The 18,536-nt window shown below is 69.4% G+C and carries 18 protein-coding genes; 4 read left to right on the forward strand and 14 right to left on the reverse strand.

Going from position 1 to position 18,536, the window contains the following annotated elements; all coding sequences use genetic code 11:
• The 6 genes from KXC42_RS13410 to KXC42_RS13435 are packed head-to-tail and all read right to left on the reverse strand — an operon-like array spanning position 1 to position 5,257.
• Entirely contained in the window at positions 1-1,188 is a 1,188-nt protein-coding gene (locus KXC42_RS13410; RefSeq protein WP_033097677.1) for an acetylornithine transaminase, read from the reverse strand.
• Positions 1,185-2,123: an acetylglutamate kinase gene (argB, locus tag KXC42_RS13415; protein ID WP_006554811.1), complete on the reverse strand. Its 939-nt coding sequence runs from the start codon at positions 2,121-2,123 to the stop codon at positions 1,185-1,187. Before argB ends, KXC42_RS13410 begins: the two co-directional genes overlap by 4 nt.
• Positions 2,120-3,370, reverse strand: a complete 1,251-nt coding sequence (gene argJ, locus KXC42_RS13420; protein WP_039584034.1) for a bifunctional glutamate N-acetyltransferase/amino-acid acetyltransferase ArgJ — start codon at positions 3,368-3,370, stop codon at positions 2,120-2,122. Before argJ ends, argB begins: the two co-directional genes overlap by 4 nt.
• Complete coding sequence (gene argC / locus KXC42_RS13425) at positions 3,367-4,440, reverse strand: N-acetyl-gamma-glutamyl-phosphate reductase (RefSeq protein WP_006553970.1); 1,074 nt, start codon at positions 4,438-4,440, stop codon at positions 3,367-3,369. The genes argJ and argC overlap by 4 nt, the downstream gene beginning before the upstream one ends.
• 59 nt (positions 4,441-4,499) lie before the next feature.
• Positions 4,500-5,000 carry a PspA/IM30 family protein gene (locus tag KXC42_RS13430; protein WP_006553971.1) on the reverse strand — a complete coding sequence of 167 codons (501 nt, stop codon included), beginning with the start codon at positions 4,998-5,000 and terminating at the stop codon, positions 4,500-4,502.
• Positions 4,997-5,257, reverse strand: coding sequence for a hypothetical protein (locus KXC42_RS13435; protein WP_006553972.1), 261 nt, complete (start codon positions 5,255-5,257; stop codon positions 4,997-4,999). Before KXC42_RS13435 ends, KXC42_RS13430 begins: the two co-directional genes overlap by 4 nt.
• Here KXC42_RS13435 and KXC42_RS13440 point away from each other — a divergent pair.
• Complete coding sequence (locus KXC42_RS13440; protein WP_219129145.1) at positions 5,244-5,642, forward strand: AsnC family protein; 399 nt, start codon at positions 5,244-5,246, stop codon at positions 5,640-5,642. The genes KXC42_RS13435 and KXC42_RS13440 overlap by 14 nt on opposite strands.
• Here KXC42_RS13440 and pheT read toward each other — a convergent pair.
• The 6 genes from pheT to infC all read right to left on the reverse strand — a co-directional run bounded on the left by pheT (position 5,631) and on the right by infC (position 11,618).
• A complete protein-coding gene (gene pheT, locus KXC42_RS13445) occupies positions 5,631-8,117 on the reverse strand; it encodes a phenylalanine--tRNA ligase subunit beta (protein ID WP_219129146.1) in 2,487 nt (828 codons plus the stop codon). The two genes, KXC42_RS13440 and pheT, sit on opposite strands and share 12 nt — an antisense overlap.
• Before the next feature lie 59 nt (positions 8,118-8,176).
• Positions 8,177-9,247 (reverse strand): phenylalanine--tRNA ligase subunit alpha, encoded by a 1,071-nt coding sequence (pheS, locus tag KXC42_RS13450; protein WP_006553975.1) that lies wholly within the window; start codon positions 9,245-9,247, stop codon positions 8,177-8,179.
• A gap of 83 nt (positions 9,248-9,330) precedes the next feature.
• Complete coding sequence (locus KXC42_RS13455) at positions 9,331-10,143, reverse strand: RNA methyltransferase (protein WP_006553976.1); 813 nt, start codon at positions 10,141-10,143, stop codon at positions 9,331-9,333.
• A gap of 38 nt (positions 10,144-10,181) precedes the next feature.
• Positions 10,182-10,562, reverse strand: coding sequence for a 50S ribosomal protein L20 (rplT, locus tag KXC42_RS13460; protein ID WP_006553977.1), 381 nt, complete (start codon positions 10,560-10,562; stop codon positions 10,182-10,184).
• 67 nt (positions 10,563-10,629) lie between these two features.
• Positions 10,630-10,824: a 50S ribosomal protein L35 gene (rpmI, locus tag KXC42_RS13465; RefSeq protein ID WP_006553978.1), complete on the reverse strand. Its 195-nt coding sequence runs from the start codon at positions 10,822-10,824 to the stop codon at positions 10,630-10,632.
• Positions 10,825-10,895: 71 nt separating this feature from the next.
• Positions 10,896-11,618 (reverse strand): translation initiation factor IF-3, encoded by a 723-nt coding sequence (gene infC, locus KXC42_RS13470; protein ID WP_033097706.1) that lies wholly within the window; start codon positions 11,616-11,618, stop codon positions 10,896-10,898.
• Between the two features lie 317 nt (positions 11,619-11,935).
• Here infC and KXC42_RS13475 point away from each other — a divergent pair, with 317 nt between their 5' ends.
• Positions 11,936-12,301 carry a DUF1844 domain-containing protein gene (locus KXC42_RS13475; protein ID WP_016692782.1) on the forward strand — a complete coding sequence of 122 codons (366 nt, stop codon included), beginning with the start codon at positions 11,936-11,938 and terminating at the stop codon, positions 12,299-12,301.
• A 96-nt stretch (positions 12,302-12,397) separates the two neighbouring features.
• Here KXC42_RS13475 and uvrA read toward each other — a convergent pair whose 3' ends face one another.
• Entirely contained in the window at positions 12,398-15,391 is a 2,994-nt protein-coding gene (uvrA, locus tag KXC42_RS13480) for an excinuclease ABC subunit UvrA (protein ID WP_006553981.1), read from the reverse strand.
• A 133-nt stretch (positions 15,392-15,524) separates the two neighbouring features.
• On the opposite strand from uvrA, the gene KXC42_RS13485 reads away from it, so the two are divergent.
• Positions 15,525-16,214 (forward strand): MBL fold metallo-hydrolase, encoded by a 690-nt coding sequence (locus KXC42_RS13485; RefSeq protein WP_006553982.1) that lies wholly within the window; start codon positions 15,525-15,527, stop codon positions 16,212-16,214.
• A 97-nt stretch (positions 16,215-16,311) separates the two neighbouring features.
• On the opposite strand, the gene KXC42_RS13490 is transcribed toward KXC42_RS13485, so the two are convergent.
• Positions 16,312-16,563, reverse strand: a complete 252-nt coding sequence (locus tag KXC42_RS13490) for a hypothetical protein (RefSeq protein WP_219129147.1) — start codon at positions 16,561-16,563, stop codon at positions 16,312-16,314.
• A gap of 193 nt (positions 16,564-16,756) precedes the next feature.
• On the opposite strand from KXC42_RS13490, the gene KXC42_RS13495 reads away from it, so the two are divergent.
• Positions 16,757-18,451: an alkaline phosphatase D family protein gene (locus tag KXC42_RS13495; RefSeq protein ID WP_219129148.1), complete on the forward strand. Its 1,695-nt coding sequence runs from the start codon at positions 16,757-16,759 to the stop codon at positions 18,449-18,451.
• The last annotated feature ends 85 nt before the right edge of the window (positions 18,452-18,536 follow it).

Consider the following 18,536-nt stretch of genomic DNA (forward strand, 5'->3'; position numbering starts at 1 on the left):
TCAGTTCCCTTCCCGGTCGGCGGTGTCGAGGACGGCGGGCAGCGCCGTCACGAAGCTCTCGGCCTGCTGTTCGGTGAGGATCAGCGGGGGCGCGAGGCGGATCACGTCCGGTGCGGCGGCGTTGACGAGGAAACCGGCCTCGCGGGCGGCGGTCTCGACGGCCGGCGCCTTCGCGGCGGTGAGGACGACACCGAGGAGCAGCCCGGAGCCGCGCACGTGCGAGACGAGCGGGTGCCCGAGTTCCTCGATGCCGGCGGCGAGGGTCTTCCCGACGGTGTTCACGTGGTCGAGCAGGTTCTGCTCGTCGATCGTGCGCAGCACCGCGAGGGCGGCCGCGGCGCACACCGGGTTGCCACCGAAGGTGGTGCCGTGCTTGCCGGGCCGGAACAGCTCGGCGGCCGGACCGGTGGCGAGGACCGCACCGATGGGCAGTCCGCCGCCGAGGCCCTTGGCGAGGGTCATCACATCGGGGGTGATGCCCGCTGCCTGGTGGGCGAAGAAGGTACCGGTGCGGGCGATACCGGTCTGGACTTCGTCGAGCACGAGCAGGGCGCCGCGTTCGGTGGTGATGCGACGCGCGCCGGCGAGATAACCCTCGGGCGGGACGACGACGCCGGATTCGCCCATGATCGGTTCGAGGAAGACGGCGGCGGTGTTCTCGTCCACCGCGGCCTCGAGGGCGTCGAGGTCGCCGTAGGGCACGAACTCGACGCCGGCGGGCATCGGTTCGAAGGGGGCGCGCTTGTCGGGCTGGCCGGTCAGGGCGAGGGCGCCCATGGTGCGGCCGTGGAAGGCCTTCTCGCACGCGACGATCCTCGGCCGTCCGGTGAGCCGGGCGATCTTGAAGGCCGCCTCGTTGGCCTCGGTGCCGGAATTGCAGAAGAAGGCGCGGCCCTCGTGACCGAAGCGATCGAGGAGCTTCTCGGCGAGTTCGAGCACCGGCGGCGAGGCGTACAGGTTCGACACGTGGCCGAGCTGGTTCAGCTGGGCGGTGACGGCCTCGATGATCGCCGGGTGGCGGTGGCCGAGGCTGTTGACGGCGATGCCGCCGAGCAGGTCGAGGTACTGCTTGCCGTCGGCGTCGGTGAGCACGGCACCGTCGCCCGCGACCAGCGCGACCTTGGGCACGCCGTAGTTGTTCATCAGCGAACCCGCCCAGCGCTGCTGGAGGTCGGACGTGCCGGTCATGCGGGGCCTTCCTTCTCGGAGGACGGCACCACCATGGTGCCGATGCCTTCTTCGGTGAACAGTTCGAGGAGCACGGAGTGCGGCTGGCGCCCGTCGATGACGTGCGCGGTGGGCACTCCCCCCTGAACGGCGCGCAGGCACGCCTCCATCTTCGGGACCATGCCGGAGTCGAGCGACGGCAGCAGCGCGGTAAGCGCGTCGGCGTCGATCCGCGAGGTGAGCGAGCTGCGGTCGGGCCAGTTCGTGTAGAGGCCTTCGACGTCGGTGAGCACGACCAGCTTCTCCGCGCCGAGCGCTTCGGCAAGGGCGGCCGCGGCGGTGTCGGCGTTGATGTTGTGCACCACGCCGTCGGCGTCGGGCGCGATCGTGGAGACGACGGGGATGCGCCCGGCGGCGATGAGGTCGAGCACCGCGCCGGGGTCGACGCTGGTGACGTCGCCGACGAGCCCGATGTCGGTGGCCTCGCCGTCGACGACGACCGTGCGGCGGGTCGCGGTGAACAGTCCGGCGTCCTCGCCGGAGGTGCCGACGGCGTAGGGGCCGTGGCTGTTGATCAGGCCGACGAGTTCGCGTCCGACCTGCCCGAAGAGCACCATCCGCACGACGTCCATGACCTCGGGGGTGGTGACACGGAAGCCGCCGCGGAATTCACCTGCGAGGCCGAGTCGCTCGAGCATGGCGTTGATCTGCGGGCCGCCGCCGTGCACGACGACGGGGTGGATGCCGACGGTGCGCAGGAACGCCATGTCGGCGGCGAAGGCGGTCTTGAGGGTGTCGTCGATCATGGCGTTGCCGCCGTACTTGACGACGACGATCTTGTCGCGGAACTTCTGCAGCCACGGCAGGGCCTCGGCGAGGACGAACGCCTTCTGGTGCGAGGTGAGGTCGGCGATCAGTGCGTCGGTCACGTCGTCTCCTGTGTTCGTTCCGGTCACGACGAGTACGCCGAGTTCTCTTCGACGTAGGCGTGCGAGAGGTCGGTGGTGCGGATGGACACCTGCGCGTTGCCGAGGCCGAGGTCGATGTCGAGTGCGATGTCGGCCGCGGACAGGTCGACCTCGCGGGCGCCGGGCGCACCGACACCGTCGATGCACACCGGGTTCCCGTTGAACGACACGGAGATCTTGTCGGGGTCGAGTTCGATCGGGGCGATACCGATGGCGGCGAGCACGCGGCCCCAGTTGGGGTCGGAGCCGAACAGGGCGGTCTTGACGAGGCTGTCGCGGGCCACGGTGCGGGCACCGATCAGGGCGTCGGCTTCGCTGGCGGCGCCGCGGACAGTGACGGTGACCCGCTTGGTGACGCCCTCGGCGTCGGCCATCATCTGCTCGGCGAGGTCGTCGCACACGGCGAGGACGGCGGCGTTGAGCTCGTCCTGGCTCGGGGTGATCCCGCTCGCGCCGGAGGCCAGCAGCAGCACGGTGTCGTTGGTGGAGGTCGCGCCGTCGACGTCGAGGCGGTCGAAGGTGAGCCGGGACGCGTGGCGCAGCGCGGTGTCGAGCTGATCGGCGGTCGCGACGGCGTCGGTGGTGACCACGCACAGCATCGTCGCCAGGGCGGGGGCGAGCATGCCGGCGCCCTTGGCCATGCCGCCGACGTTCCACTTGTCGGCGTGGTGCAGGGCGGCCTGCTTGGGCACGGTGTCGGTGGTCATGATCGCGTAGGCGGCGTCGGTGCCACCGGAGATGCCTCCGGCGAGTTCGTGGACGATCTCCTGCACCCCGGAGAGCACCTTGTCCATCGGCAGACGGTCGCCGATCAGGCCGGTCGAGCACACGGCGACCTCACCGGCACCGGTCTCGGTGCCCCAGTTGCTCAGGGCGTCGGCGACGGCCTCGGCGGTGGCGTGGGTGTCCTGGAAACCACCGGCGCCGGTGCACGCGTTGGCGCCGCCGGAGTTGAGGATCACCGCGCGCAGGCTGCCGGACTTCAGCACCTGCTGGGACCACAGGACGGGGGCGGCCTTGACCTTGTTGGTGGTGAACACACCGGCGGCGGTGAGTTCGGGGCCCTCGTTGACCACGAGCGCGAGGTCCTGTCTGCCCGAGACCTTGATGCCGGCGGGGATGCCGGCGGCCCGGAAGCCGGCGGGACTGGTGACACCCTGGGTGCGGATCAGGCGTCCCCCGGCGATCTCGGTGGCGCCGGTGTAGACGTCGTCTGCGTACTTGTTCTCGGTCACGGAGCCACTCCCACGGTGGACAGGCCGGCGGTCTCGGGCAGGCCGAGTGCCAGGTTCATCGATTGCACGGCGGCACCGGCGGTGCCCTTGGTGAGGTTGTCGAGCGCGGCGACGACGATGAGCAGTCCGGCGTCGGTGTCGACGGTGACGGCGATCTGGACGGCGTTCGAGCCGACCACCGCGCCGGTGGCCGGTAGTGCGCCTTCCGGCAGCAGCTGCACGAACGGTTCGTCGGCGTAGGCCTTCTCGTAGACGGCGCGGGCCTCGGCGGCGGTCACCGTGGTCGGTGCGGTGCAGGTCGCGAGGATGCCGCGCGGCATGGGCGCGAGGATCGGGGTGAACGAGACCTTCACGTCGGTGTCGGCAAGAGCGGAGAGGTTCTGCTTGATCTCCGGGGTGTGCCGGTGGGCGCCGCCGACGCTGTAGGCGCGGACCGAGCCCATGACCTCGGAGCCGAGCAGCTCGACCTTCGGGGACTTCCCGGCGCCGGAGGTGCCGGAGACGGCCACGACGTTCACGACGGGTTCGACGATGCCGGCGGCGACGGCCGGTGCGAGTGCGAGCAAGGCGGAGGTCGGGTAGCAACCGGGGACCGCGATGCGGGTGGCCCCGACGAGGGCGTCGCGCTTGCCGGGCAGCTCGGGCATGCCGTAGGGCCAGGTGCCGGCGTGGTCGCTGCCGTACCAGCGCTGCCAGTCGGCGGCGTTCTCGAGCCGGAAGTCGGCGCCACAGTCGATGACGACGGTCGTCTCGGGCAGCTGCTCGGCGATCACGGCGGAGTGGCCGTGCGGCAGGCCGAGGAAGACGACGTCGTGCCCGAGCAGGGTGTCGATGTCGGTGGCGCCGAGCACGCGGTCGGCGAGCGGCAGCAGATGGGGATGGAACTCGCGCAGGGTGGCGCCCGCGTTACCCCCGGCGGTGAGCGCGCCGATGACGAGCGAGCCGTCCTGGTAGGCGGGGTGGCCGAGGAGCAGGCGCAGGATCTCGCCGCCCGCGTAGCCGCTGGCGCCGGCCACGGCGACCCGTAGCGGCGACTCGGAGGTGGCGGTGAAGTCCGGTGAAGTACCCATACGAATGATTATGCACCCTCATGCAAATCATTTCATAGGGGGTGTCCCTTTCGGAGGTTTCACTCCGAGCGCAACGACCGCCGGATCTCCGCGAGCCGGTCGGCAGCGGCCGCCTTGCGCTCCTCGTACTGCTCCTCGAGCGTGCGACCCGCACCCGTCGCGTGCGCGAGTTCCTCCGCGCCGAGCGCGGTCGCCGAACGCTGTTCGATCTTCTCACGCACCGATTCGAAGGTCGGCACCCCGTCCGCGGTGTATCCGGTGATCTCCTCGATCGTCGGTGCGCGGACCGGGCCGTCGACGGATCCGGTGTCGACGACACCCGGTTCGACGATCTCGGCGTCGTGGACCTGAGCGTCGTGGACGTCTTCCTCGCGTGGGGTCACGTCGGGATCGGGGCTCGGCTCCGGGTCGATCGGCGGCACGTCCGGGATGTCCGGGGCCGGGGGAATATCCGGCACCGTCGGCGTCTCCGGCCCGGCCGGGGTCACGTCGGGGACGGGCTGCTCCGGCTTGTCGGGCTCCTCGGGAGACGGCACCCGGCCGGCTTCGTCCTTGCTCATGCCTCCAGGCTACGTCGCCCGGCTGCCACTGAGTCCTCTTCGGCGCGAGCCAGCAGATACGCCTCGAGGGCCTCCCGGCTCGTGTACCGCAGGGGCACACCGAGTTCCTCACGCAACCGCCGGTTGTCGAGCACCGGACGGTACTGCAGGAAGGCGACCCGCTCCGGGCCGTGCTCGGTCGATCCCCACGCGCGCCCGATCCTCAGGGCGAACTTCAGGACCGCGGCGGGCACCGTGAGGGATTTGCGGTTCGTCATCGCGGCGATCTCGGGCACGGTGACCGTCGAGGTGCCGTGGGCGGGCGCCGACCTGGGGAAGCTGCCCGGCGTTGCGTCGATCCGCACCCACGTGGTCTCGGAGTGGTTCACCGAGGGCGGGGCGTGGCGGCTGAACGTGCTCGGTCCGGGAGAGCGAGGGGAACTGATGTCGGGCTCCCGGCGGGTGGGTGAGCGGCGCGGACGCACGGCGATCTCCGCCACCGATCGCGCGATCCTGTCGGCGCTCGCGGTCGACGGCCGCACCCCGATGCGCACCCTCGCGGAGATCGCCGGGCACATCCTCGACCGGGCGGTCCGCAAGGTCACCACGGTCCCGCCCGAGGTGTGGCTGCCGGGCGGGGACGCGGGCGGCTCAGGCGCGTAGTTCGGCACCGACCGCGGTGGCCGCGGCGGCCACCGCTGCCTCGCGGGCGGCGCTGGCCTCGTCCTCGGTGAGGGTGCGATCGAGGGCGCGGAAGCGCAGCGCGAACGCGAGGGACTTGCGGTTCTCCCCCAGCTGGACGCCCTGATAGACGTCGAACAGACGGATGTCCTCGAGCAGCTCGCCGCCACCCGAGCGCAGGGCGCTCTCGACGTCGGCGGCCGGCACATTCGCGTCGACCACGACCGCGACGTCCTGCAGGACCGCCGGGAACGGCGAGACCACCGGCGCCGGAAGCGATTCCACGATCGGTAACGCGTCGAGGTCGAGTTCGAAGGCGCACGTGCGTGCGGGCAGACCGGCCCGTTCGATCACCGCGGGATGCAGTTCACCGGCGTGGCCGACGACGACCCCGTCGACGAGCAGTTCGGCGCAGCGGCCGGGATGCCAGGGCAGGTACTGCGCGGCGCGGCGCTCGAGGCGCACCCCGGCGGCACGTGCCACGGTCTCCGCGGCGGCGAAGGCATCGAAGGCATCGGCGGCGCGTCCCGTGCCCCACGGCCCGGCCGGTTCGCGCAAACCGGCGAGCACACCACCGACGTGGACCGGCTGCTTCGGCAGCGACCCTTCGAGCAGGGCGATCTCGTCGTCGGTGGGACGACGGTCGACCGGGAGCGCGTCGACCGGCTTGGTCTCGGAAGTGGGATGCACGACCTGCGCGATTGCGTAGAGCGACAGGTCGCGCTGGCCGCGCGAGACGTTGCGGCCGAGGATCTCGAGCAGGCCCGGCAGCAGCGTGGTGGCCAGCTCCGGACGATCGGCTTCGAGGGGGTTGAGCACCTTGGTGGTCACCCGGCGCGGGTCGTCGGCGTCGAGCTTCCAGGTATCGAACACGCCGGCCGGCAGGAACACCGGAGCCAGGACCTCGACATAGCCGTCGTGGGCGAGCGCGCGGGAGACGGCGCGGCGGCGCTTCTGCGTGGCCGTGAGACCGCGGCCGGCGGGAGCGGTGGGCAGCACCGACGGGATCTGCTCGAGGCCTTCGAGGCGCAGCACCTCCTCGACCAGGTCGGCAGGCTGACGCAGGTCGGGGCGCCAGGTCGGCGGGGTGACGACGAGCTGGCCGTGGCCGTCCTCGCCGACACCGACCTCGACCGCGCATCCGATCTGCGTGAGACGGCGGGCAGCGGTGCCGTTCGGGTAGCTCACCCCGGCCATGCGGTCGGGCAGGTCGATGTCCATGCGGATCGTCGGACTCTCGGTGGGCACGACGATGTCGGTGAGGGTCGACTCCACGCGGCCGCCGGCGATCTCGACGAGCAGGCTCGCGGCCCGGTCGAGCGCGGCGCGGGCCAGGGCCGGATCGACGGTGCGCTCGAAACGCTTGCCCGCCTCGCTGCTGACCTTGTGCCGACGGTTGCCGCGGAAGACGGCGAGCGGATCCCAGGCGGCGGCCTCGAGCAGCACGTCGGTGGTGCTGTCGCCGACCTCGGTGGTCGCGCCGCCCATGATGCCGGCGAGGGAGATCACCCCGGAGTCGTCGGTGATGACGACGTCCTCCGGATCGAGATCGCGCTCGACACCGTCGAGGGTGGTGAGCTTCTCCCCTGCCCGGGCGCGTCGCACGACCAGCTCACCCTGCAGGCTGGCGGCGTCGAAGGCGTGCAGCGGCTGGCCGAGTTCGAGCATGACGTAGTTGGTCACGTCGACGGCCGGGGAGATCGGGCGGACACCGGCGGTGTGCAGGCGGCGCTGCATCCACCACGGGGTGACGGCCTTCGGGTCGATGCCGGTGACGCGGCGTGCGGCAAACCGGGTGGCCTTCGTCTCGGACTCGAGCCGGATCGGGTAGGCCTCCCCGCCGTCGGACGGCAGTGCCGGCACGGCCGCGGGATCGGCGAATTCGAGGTCGAAGCCGCACGCGAGTTCGCGGGTGAGGCCGCGGACGGAGAAGCAGTATCCGCGGTCGGGGGTGATGTTCAGTTCGACGACGGTGTCGTCGAGACCGAGCAGATCGTTGGCGTCGGTGCCGGGTTCGGCCGTGCCGGGCTCGAGCACGAGGATGCCGGAGTGGTCCTTGCCGATGCCCAGCTCGGACAGCGAGCAGATCATGCCGTCGGAGATGTGCCCGTAGGTCTTGCGCGATGCGATGGCGAAGCCGCCGGGAAGCACGGCGCCGGGCAGGGCGGCGATGATGAGGTCGCCCTCGGCGAAGTTGCGGGCACCGCACACGATGCCGCGCGGTTCCTCCTCACCGACGTCAACCTTGCAGAAACGGATGGGCTTCTTGAATTCGGTGAGCTCGGTGATCTCCACGACCCGTCCGACGACGAGGTTGTCGATGCGGCCGAGGGTCTCGATGTCCTCGACCTCGAGTCCGACCCGGACGAATCCCGCGTCGAGTTCCTCGGCGGTGACGTTCCACTCCGGGGTGGCGCGCTGCAGGATCTCGGTCAGCCAGGACTGCGCTACTCGCACTTGTGCTCAGCTCTTTCGTTCGGTCGTCGGTCGGTGGAGTCGGTGTCGGGAGCGGGCTGTCAGCCCTGAACGCCGAACGGCAGGGTGAAGCGCACGTCGCCCTCGACGATGTCGCGCATGTCGGGGATGCCGTTGCGGAACTGCAGGGTGCGTTCGAGGCCCATTCCGAACGCGAACCCGGTGTACACGTCGGGGTCGATGCCCGAGGCCCGGAGCACATTGGGGTTGACCATGCCGCAGCCGCCCCACTCGACCCAGCCGGCGCCGCCCTTCTTGTTCGGGAACCACACGTCCACCTCGGCGGACGGTTCGGTGAACGGGAAGTAGTTCGGGCGCATCCGGGTGCGGGTCTCCGGCCCGAACAGCGCCCGCGCGAACGCGTCGAGGGTGCCGCGCAGGTGCGCCATGGTCAGGCCCTTGTCGACGGCGAGACCCTCGACCTGCGAGAAGACCGGGGTGTGGGTGGCGTCGAGTTCGTCGGTGCGGAAGGTGCGGCCGGGGCACACGACGTAGATCGGGATGTCGCGGTGCAGCATGGTGCGGACCTGCACGGGCGAGGTGTGGGTGCGCAGCACCTGCCGCGAACCCTCCGGGGCGATGTGGAAGGTGTCCTGCATCGTGCGCGCCGGATGGTCGGGCAGAAAGTTCAGGGCGTCGAAGTTGAAATGCTCGGTCTCGACCTCGGGGCCTTCGGCGACCTCCCAGCCCATCGCGACGAAGACGTCGGCGACCTCGTCGGAGATGATCGAGATCGGGTGGCGGGCGCCGAGCGCGCGGCGGGTCGCGGGAAGGGTGACGTCGACGGCTTCGGCGACGAGGACCGCGGCGTCGCGTTCGGCCTGCAGCACGGCCTTGCGGTCGTCGAAGGCGGCCTGCACGCTGGTGCGGTGGGCGTTGACCCGCTTGCCGGCGTCGGCGCGCTCGTTGCCGGGCAGCGAGCCGAGGGCGCGCTTGGCGAGGGAGATGGGCGCCTTGTCGCCGAGGTGGTCGATCTTCGCCTGGGCGAGTTCGTCGAGGTCGGTCGCAGCGGCGAACGCGTCGATCGCGGACTTCTCGGCGGCGGTGAGCGCGTCCTCGGTCAGGGCGCTCGGATCGACTGCCGGCGGGGTCCCGCCCTCTTTCTTGGCCACGACCGGTGCATCTCCTTCTTCGGACGAACGGGTGATCTCGGTGGTGCGGTCCGGGCCGGAGGCCGCGGCGCACCCGGGAAATCCTATGTGATGGGCCGAGCGGCCCGATGTTGCACCCGCGCGCTCGCATACAGGCAGATCGAGGCGGCGGTGGCGAGGTTGAGCGATTCGGCGCGTCCGCGGATGGGGATGCGGACGCGGTGGTCGGCGCGGGCGGCGACCTGCGGATCGAGTCCGTGGGCCTCGTTGCCGAACAGCCACGCGGTGGGCGCGGCGAGCAACTCGTCGGCGTCGTCGAGGTCGATCTCCCCGTCGGCGGCCGTCGCGAGGATCTGCACGCCGGCCTCGGCGAGCGTGGCCAGTACCCGGTCGGTGTCGCGTTCGCGCGCGACCGGCAGGTGGAAGATGCTGCCGGCCGAGGAGCGCACGCACTTGCCGTTGTGCGGGTCGACGCTGTCGCCGGCGAGGACCACGGCGTCGGCGCCGACGGCGTCGGAGACGCGGATGAGGGTGCCGGCGTTGCCGGGTTCGGCGACCGCGACGGGCACGGCGAGCAGCCGCGACCGCGGGGTCACCGCTTCGGCGAGCGGCACGTCGAGGGTGTCGCACACAGCGACGAGGCCGGGCGGGGTGACGGTGTCGGACAGCCGGGCGGCGGCCCGCTCGGTGACGATCCCCACGCGCACACCCTTGTGGCGTGCTTCGTCGACGACCGTCGCGTACCGGCCGGCGGCCGCCTCGGTGACGAAAAGTTCGTGCACGCGTGCAGCGGCGAGCGCCTCGGTGACGGAGTTCTCACCCTCGGCGAGGAACCGCCCGGTCTTGCGACGCTCGGCGGTCCGGAGCAGTTTCACAGCAGAAACGACCCGTGGTGTGCGCTCGGTGAGCGTGTCCACGGGTCGTTCCTGGATGTTGTCGTAGCTCAGGGCAGCACTCAGGCAGCCGGAGCGTTGACGTCGGCCGGAAGGGCAGCCTTGGCGACGGCCACGAGGCCGGCGAAGGCTTCGGCGTCGGAGACGGCGAGCTCGGCGAGGATCTTGCGGTCCACCTCGACACCGGCGGCCTTAAGGCCCTGGATGAAGCGGTTGTAGGTGATGTCGTTGGCGCGGGCAGCAGCGTTGATGCGGCTGATCCACAGCTTGCGGAAATCACCCTTGCGGGCGCGACGGTCGCGGTAGGCGTAGGTCAGCGAGTGAAGCTGCTGCTCCTTGGCCTTGCGGTACAGACGCGAGCGCTGTCCGCGGTAGCCCTTCGAGGCCTCGAGAATCGAACGACGCTTCTTCTGGGCGTTGACGGCCCTCTTCACGCGTGCCACTGGTTATGTGTCCTGTCAGAGTTCGGGGGACGAACGAGGTGTCCCCGGATGGATCGGTCGGAGAGGCTCAGAGCCCGAGCATGCGCTTGACGCGCGGAGCGTCGGCATCGGCGACGACGGCCTTGCCGTCGAGGCGACGCGTCACCCGCGAGGACTTGTGCTCGAGCAGGTGGCGGCGACCCGCCTTCTGGCGCAGGACCTTTCCGCTACCGGACACCTTGAATCGCTTCGCGGTGCCGCTGTGGGTCTTCGACTTGGGCATGGAGTCCTCAGTTCTTGTCGTGTGCGTACATCGGTGCTCACGGACAGCACCGGATGTGCTGCCTGAGCGGGCTAGTTGCTCGGGGCGTCGCCCGTCCCGGGAGCCGGCGCGGACGGCGCGGACTCCGTGGTCGGGGCAGCGGAGGCTGCCGGGCGCGGTGCGGCCTGCGCCGGTGCGGCCTGCGCGGCTTCCTGAGCCTTCGCGCGGGTCTTCGCACCCTTGTGCGGGGCCAGCACCATGGTCATGTTCCGGCCGTCCTGCTTCGGACTGGTCTCGATGAAGCCGAGGTCGGCGACATCGGCGCCGAGGCGCTGCAGCAACCGGTATCCGAGTTCGGGGCGCGACTGCTCGCGGCCGCGGAACATGATCGTGACCTTGACCTTCGAACCGGCCTCGAGGAAGCGCACGACGTTGCGCTTCTTGGTCTCGTAATCGTGGTCGTCGATCTTCGGACGGAGCTTCTGCTCCTTGATCACGGTCTGCTGCTGGTTCTTGCGCGATTCGCGCGCCTTCTGCGCGGCTTCGTACTTGAACTTGCCGTAGTCCATGATTTTGCAGACCGGCGGCCGGGCGTCGGGCGCCACCTCGACAAGGTCGAGGTCGGCTTCGATTGCCAGGCGGAGGGCATCTTCAACACGCACGATTCCGACCTGTTCACCGCCGGGTCCGACGAGCCGGACTTCGGGAACTCGGATGCGTTCGTTGATGCGGGTCTCAGCGCTGATGGGGCCTCCTAGGTAGAGCGGTGTGGTCGGTTTGACCGCACCGCAGCACGTGGCCCTACTCCTCGACAAGAAGACCCCGCTGTGGTGCCGAGGCTCCACGCGGGGTCCGATACCGACCGGTCGACGGCACCCAGCTCACGCTGCGTGATCCGCACCGCCCGATGCAGGGCGGACATCCGGGCTTCTACGCCCGGAGAACCGGACCTCTCAGCTGCATCGATGTGCCGCCAGAGGTGGGAGTCGGACTCCACTTTGCTGCCCACGGAGGATCACCGCGGGCGGTCGTGGGATCAAGTCTAACAAAAAGCCACGTCGACGACGAATCGGCGCGTCGGCGCCGCACCCGCACGGTCGGCGCCGAGCGGCGCGACCCTATGCTCGACGCTATGACGGATGCTCCCGAGACCCCCGATCAGGACGCTGCGGCGGAGGATGTGCGCGAACTCGCCGACATCCCGGCCGTCGAGGTGATCAGCCGCGCAGCCGTGATGCTCATGAGTTCGGCTGCCGAGAAGCTCGGTCTCGCCGACGAGGATCCCGACAGCAGCGCGCGACGTGACCTCGACGAGGCCCGCCGCGTGATTACCGCACTCGCCGGCCTGATCACCTCGTCGGTGGAATATCTCGGTCCGCACGCCGGCCCGCTGCGCGAAGGACTGCAGGCACTGCAGCGCGCCTTCCGCGAGGCGTCGGCGGTGCCCGACGAGCCCGGCAAGGGCCCGGGCGAGAAGTACACCGGCCCGGTCTACTGAGCCGAACCGGAGTCCCGCCGACTTCACGCTCCCCGGCTGCTTCACGAGCCACGAGATCGAGCCGCCCGCCTCTTCCGAGGCGGGCGGCTCGATTCGTCAGCTCGCGGCCGCCACCTTCTTCTTGGCGGTCTTCGCCTTCGTGGCCGACTTCGTAGCGGCAGTCTTGGTCGCGGTCGCCTTGGTCGCCTTCGTCGCGCGCTTGCGTACCGGCGCGGAAGCAGGTGCAGTGATCCGCCCGTCGAGGATCTCCGCAAGGAAGCGTCCGGTGTAGCTCTCCTCCACCGTGACCACCTCTTCCGGAGTGCCCTCCGCGACCACCGTGCCGCCACCGGAACCGCCCTCGGGACCCATGTCGATGATCCAGTCGGCGGTCTTGATGACATCGAGGTTGTGCTCGATGACGATCACGGTGTTGCCCTTGTCGACCAGACCGTTGATGACCCCGAGCAGCTTGCGGATGTCCTCGAAGTGCAGGCCCGTGGTGGGCTCGTCGAGGATGTACGCGGTGCGCCCGTTGGAACGCTTCTGCAGTTCGGCGGCGAGCTTGACGCGCTGCGCCTCACCGCCGGACAGGGTCGTCGCCGGCTGGCCCAGGCGCACGTAACCGAGACCGACCTCCGCCAGCGTGTTGAGGTAGCGGTGGATGGAGGTGACCGGCCGGAAGAACTCCGCCGCCTCCTCGATCGACATGTCGAGCACCTCGGCGATGGTCTTGCCCTTGTAATGCACCTCGAGCGTTTCGCGGTTGTAGCGGGCGCCGTGGCACACCTCGCACGGCACGTACACGTCGGGCAGGAAGTTCATCTCGATCTTCAACGTGCCGTCGCCCGAGCACGCCTCGCACCGCCCGCCCTTGACGTTGAACGAGAACCGACCCGGCTGGTAGCCGCGCACCTTCGCCTCGGTGGTGGAGGCGAACAGGCTGCGGATCTTGTCGAATACACCCGTGTAGGTCGCGGGGTTCGAGCGCGGGGTGCGGCCGATCGGCGACTGGTCGACCTGCACGAGCTTGTCGAGCTGGTCGAGTCCGTTGATGCGGGTGTGCCGTCCGGGAACCTGCCGCGCGCCGTTGAGCTTGTTGGCCATCACCGTCGCGAGAATGTCGTTGACGAGTGTCGACTTCCCGGAGCCGGAGACACCGGTGACGCAGGTGAGGACGCCGAGTGGGAACGCCACGTCGATCTCGCGCAGATTGTTCTCGCGGGCGCCGACGACCGTGACCTGCCGGCCCTTGTCGATCGGCCGCCGGAGCGCGGGGATCTCGATCTCCTCGCGTCCGGACAGATAGGCGCCGGTGAGCGATTCCGGGTTGTCGAGCAGCTCCTTGTAAGTGCCGCTGTGGACGACCGTCCCGCCGTGCTCGCCCGCGCGCGGTCCGATGTCGACGACCCAGTCGGAGGCACGGACGGTGTCCTCGTCGTGCTCGACGACGATGAGCGTGTTGCCCAGATCGCGCAGTCGCGTGAGGGTGTCGATGAGACGACGGTTGTCGCGCTGATGCAGACCGATCGACGGCTCGTCGAGCACGTACAGAACGCCGACGAGACCGGATCCGATCTGCGTGGCGAGACGGATGCGCTGTGCCTCACCACCGGAGAGGGTGCCCGCGGCGCGCGAGAGGGTGAGGTAGTCGAGTCCGACGTCGAGCAGGAAGCCTAGCCGGGCCTGGATCTCCTTGAGGACCTGCCCAGCGATGGCGGCCTCGCGGGCGCCGAGGACGAGACCGTCGAGGAAGCGTGCGCACTCGGCGATCGACAGGTCGCTCACCTCGGCAATGGACATCGCACCGAAGTCGCCCGCGCTGACCGTCACGGCCAGAATCTCGGGACGAAGGCGGGCACCGGCGCAGGCCGGGCACGGGATCTCCCGCATGTAGCCCTCGTAACGTTCCTTCGCCTGCTCGGACTCGGACTGCTCGAGACGGCGGTGCAGGAACGGCATGACGCCCTCGAACTCGGCGTAGTACGAACGGACGCGGCCGTAGCGGTTCTTGTAGCGCACGTGCACCTGCTCGGTGCTGCCCTCCAGCACGGCCTTGCGCACCTTGACGGGCAGTTTCCGCCACGGGGTGTCGATGTCGAATTCGAGGGCGTCGGCCAGGCCGGACAGCAGTCGGCCGAAGTATTCGGCGCTCTGGCCCATCGACCAGGGCGCGATCGCGCCGTCGGCCAGGCTCAGATCCGGGTCGGGCACGACGAGATCGGGATCGACCTCCTTGCGCACACCGAGACCCGCACACTCGGGGCACGCACCGTAGGGCGAGTTGAAGGAGAACGACCGCGGCTCGAGTTCGTCGATCGACAGCGGGTGCGCGTTCGGGCACGCCAGGTTCTCGGAGAACCGACGCTCGCGATCGGGGGCATCCTCCTCACGATCGACGAAGTCGAGCACGACGACACCCTCGGCGAGCCGCAGCGCGGTCTCGATGGAGTCGGTGAGTCGCTGCTGCGCGCTGGGCTTGACGGCGAGGCGGTCGACGACGACCTCGATGTCGTGCTTCTCCTGTTTCTTCAGCTTCGGCGGATCGGACAGCGGGTGGACGACCCCGTCGACACGCACGCGGGAGTAGCCCTGGACGGTCAGCTGCTCGAAGAGGTCGACGAACTCGCCCTTCCGGGTGCGCACGACGGGCGCGAGGACCTGGAAACGGGCCCCGGCCTCCATCTCCAGCACCTGGTCGACGATCTGCTGCGGCGTCTGCCGGGAGATCTGCTCGCCACAGACCGGGCAGTGCGGAGTGCCGGCCCGGGCGTACAGCAGACGCAGGTAGTCGTAGACCTCGGTGATGGTGCCCACGGTGGACCGCGGGTTGCGGTTGGTGGATTTCTGGTCGATCGACACCGCAGGCGACAGGCCCTCGATGAAGTCGACGTCCGGCTTGTCCATCTGACCGAGGAACTGGCGGGCGTAGGCCGACAACGACTCGACGTAGCGCCGCTGCCCCTCGGCGAAGATGGTGTCGAACGCGAGGCTCGACTTGCCCGAACCCGACAGCCCGGTGAACACGATCAGACTGTCGCGCGGCAGGTCCAGGTCGACACCACGCAGGTTGTGTTCCCGGGCTCCACGCACGATCAGGCGGTCTGCCACGCCACATCCTTCCTGTAGACAAGGCCGGAATTCGGCCCTCAGCCATGGTAGGCGCGGGTACCGACACGTTTCCGTGACGAACAACCGCGCGCCTCAGGCTCACGCGCGCGCACCCGAAGGTAGGTTTGGCTGCATGACGCAGCAGCCCGTGATCATCGAAGACACCTACACCGGCGACGTCACTCCCGGCGGACCCGCGCAACGCCGAAGGATTCCCGGAGCGAGCATCGTCAAACTTGCCGTCGGCGAGATGAACAACAACACCTATCTCGTCACCGACGACGCCACCGGCAAGTCCGTCTTCATCGACGCCGCAAACGAACCCGACCGTCTCGTGCGATTCCTCCGCGACAACGCGCCGGAGCTCGAGCTCATCGTCACCACCCATCAGCACTGGGATCACTGGCAGGGTCTCGAGCGGGTCGCCGCGGAGACCGGTGTGCCTACCGCCGCACACGAACTCGACGCCGATCCCCTGCCGGTGACGCCCGACCGGATCCTGGCCGAGGGCGACACCGTGCAGATCGGTGAGCTGAATCTCGAGGTGATCCACCTCTCAGGACACACTCCGGGGTCGGTTGCGTTGGTCCTCACGGAACGGGGCACGGGTCGTACGCACATCTTCACCGGCGATTCACTGTTCCCCGGCGGCGTCGGCAAGACCCCGAACGACGACGCCTTCCGATCGCTCCTCGGCGACGTCGAGTCCAAGATCTTCGACCGCTTCGACGACGAGACGATCTTCTACCCCGGACACGGCAAGGACTCGACCCTCGGAGCCGAACGTCCGCATCTCGGCGAGTGGCGCGAGCGGGGCTGGTGACGGTCCGTCTCGGTCCGCCTCGGGCCGGACGGCACTCGGTACGAGGCCTAGCCTGCGACGGCCGGATCTGTGACACCCGAGCGTGCTCGCACGACGTCTAGTCGGGGGCACCGTCCCTGTCGGCCGACCCTTCGCCCTTGCCCGCTCCGGCGGGCTCGTCCCTCGAGCGCTCGCCCGCCATATCTGCGAAGGCCGTTCCCGAGACCATCCCGTTCGTGCCCGGCACGACCGTGGTCGGCCGCGCTCCCGGTTCGTACATGCGGTCGATCTCCTCGGCCTTCTCCCTCGCCTGCCGTTTCTCTTCGTCGTCGAGCCGATCCCAGCGGGTCGAATTCTCCGCGTCGGTCATGTCCGGGCCCCCTTCCAGCACGCGGCAACGACCCGAGCGGGCCGCTTGTGCTGCGTCCGTTCCAGCGTGCGCCCCGTCGCAGAGGCGCGGAGGCCGAACGAGGATCGGAGTTCGCCGGAATCCTCCTGTGCTCCACTGCCGCGAGTACGCTCGAAAACCGGACGAGCTCGCACGAGCACGGAGGCCTGACACTGTGGCGGATCTCGTACTGGGGCCGGTGCTCAGGCACATCGGCGATACGGACGCCACGATCTGGGTGGAGACGTCCGAGCCGTGCACGGTGCATGTGCTCGGCAGTTCCGAACACACGTGGACCGTCGCGGGGCACCATTACGCGCTCGTCACCGTCCGAGAACTCGAACCCGGATCGGTGACGCCCTACGAGGTGGATCTCGACGGCCGGGTCGTGTGGCCACCCGTCGGTGTTGCATCGCCGCTGATCAGGACCGCGGAAGACGACCCCGAGGATTTAGTGCTCGCCTTCGGGTCGTGCCGGGTGGCCTCGGAGAGCGCGGAACCGACAGCCGTCCTCGGAAAGGACGCTCTCGTCGCCTACGCGCAGCGCATGCGTTCCCTACCGGTCGACGAATGGCCCGACGCGCTGTTGCTGCTGGGAGATCAGGTCTACGCCGACGAGCTGTCGGAGGAGATGAAGCGACGGGTCGGTGAGCGTCACGATCTGTCGGAACCGCCCGGAGCCCAGGTACGCGACTTCGAGGAGTACACCTGGCTGTACAGCCGGTCGTGGTCCGAGGACAACGTCCGATGGCTGTTGTCGAACGTGCCGACCTCGATGATCTTCGACGATCACGACGTGCACGACGACTGGAACACCTCCTATTCGTGGCGCAGGGAGATGGAGGCCTCCGCGTGGTGGGAGGAACGCATCGTCGGGGCGTTGGCGTCGTACTGGATCTATCAGCATCTCGGTAACCTCGCTCCCTCGGAGCTGGACGAGGACCCGCTCTACGACCGGGTGCGGAACTGTGCCGGGGACGCCGAACCGATCTTGCGTGCGTTCGCGTCCGGCGCCGACGAGGAAGCCGACGGCAGTCCGGGAGTGCGATGGTCGTATCGCCGCGATTTCGGACCGGTGCGTCTGCTGGTGATCGATTCGCGGTGCGGGCGGGTGCTCGCGCCCGACCGGCGCGACATGGTGTCCGATCCGGAGTTCGACTGGATCGAGGAGCAGACCGACGGCGACTACCACCACCTCCTGATCGGCACGTCGCTGCCGTGGCTCCTCCCCCGCACGATGCACGACCTCGAGGCGTGGGACGAGAAGCTCGCGTCCGGTGTGCGCGGTGACCGATGGGCGCGATGGGCCGAGAAGCTCCGGCGCGCCGCCGATCTCGAACACTGGGCGGCCTTCCGCGATTCGTTCGAGCGACTCGCCCGTTTGTTGCTGGATGTCGCTGCCGGGCGTCGCGCCGAAACGTCCGGCTGCGCGCCCGCGACAATCTGTGTCCTTTCGGGCGACGTGCACCATGCCTACGCCGCCCGCGTCCGATTCGCGACGCCGACCGCCGGCACGGTGTACCAACTGACTTGTTCGCCCCTGCACAACCACGTCCCCGCAGCTGTCCGGGTCGCCTTCCGCGCCGCATGGGGACGCAAGGCGGAGCGCGTCGTGCGGTTGCTGCTCGGTCCGGTGACGGCCGTTCCCGAGACGTCGTTCTCGTGGTCGAAGATGGCAGGTCCGAGCTTCGGGAACCAGATCGCCACCCTGCGGACGCGAGGACGCGTCGCGCACCTGACCATCGAGCGCAGCGTCGACACCGCCTCGGGTCCGCACCTGTTCGAGACCGTCACGGATCTGCCGCTCACTACTGAGGATCGGCCGCCTGAGATTCCGACGTCCCGCGCGGCGAGTCGGCCGTCGAGGTGATGTCGGGGGCGCTCGTCGACGACGAGATTCGGGTTTTTTCGAGTTTCCGTATGACCCGAAATATCGTTTCGCACCCTTCGGCCCT

This window comes from Rhodococcus sp. LW-XY12, assembly GCF_019317345.1.
Taxonomy (GTDB): Bacteria; Actinomycetota; Actinomycetes; order Mycobacteriales; family Mycobacteriaceae; genus Rhodococcus; species Rhodococcus pyridinivorans.

Coding starts and splice junctions, on each gene's coding strand:
- KXC42_RS13410 (WP_033097677.1), bottom strand. CDS start 1,188: ATGACCGGCACGTCCGACCTCCAGCAGCGCTGGGCGGGTTCGCTGATG.
- argC (WP_006553970.1), bottom strand. CDS start 4,440: ATGGGTACTTCACCGGACTTCACCGCCACCTCCGAGTCGCCGCTACGG.
- KXC42_RS13430 (WP_006553971.1), bottom strand. CDS start 5,000: ATGAGCAAGGACGAAGCCGGCCGGGTGCCGTCTCCCGAGGAGCCCGAC.
- KXC42_RS13435 (WP_006553972.1), bottom strand. CDS start 5,257: ATGACGAACCGCAAATCCCTCACGGTGCCCGCCGCGGTCCTGAAGTTC.
- rpmI (WP_006553978.1), bottom strand. CDS start 10,824: ATGCCCAAGTCGAAGACCCACAGCGGCACCGCGAAGCGATTCAAGGTG.
- KXC42_RS13475 (WP_016692782.1), top strand. CDS start 11,936: ATGACGGATGCTCCCGAGACCCCCGATCAGGACGCTGCGGCGGAGGAT.
- KXC42_RS13485 (WP_006553982.1), top strand. CDS start 15,525: ATGACGCAGCAGCCCGTGATCATCGAAGACACCTACACCGGCGACGTC.
- KXC42_RS13490 (WP_219129147.1), bottom strand. CDS start 16,563: ATGACCGACGCGGAGAATTCGACCCGCTGGGATCGGCTCGACGACGAA.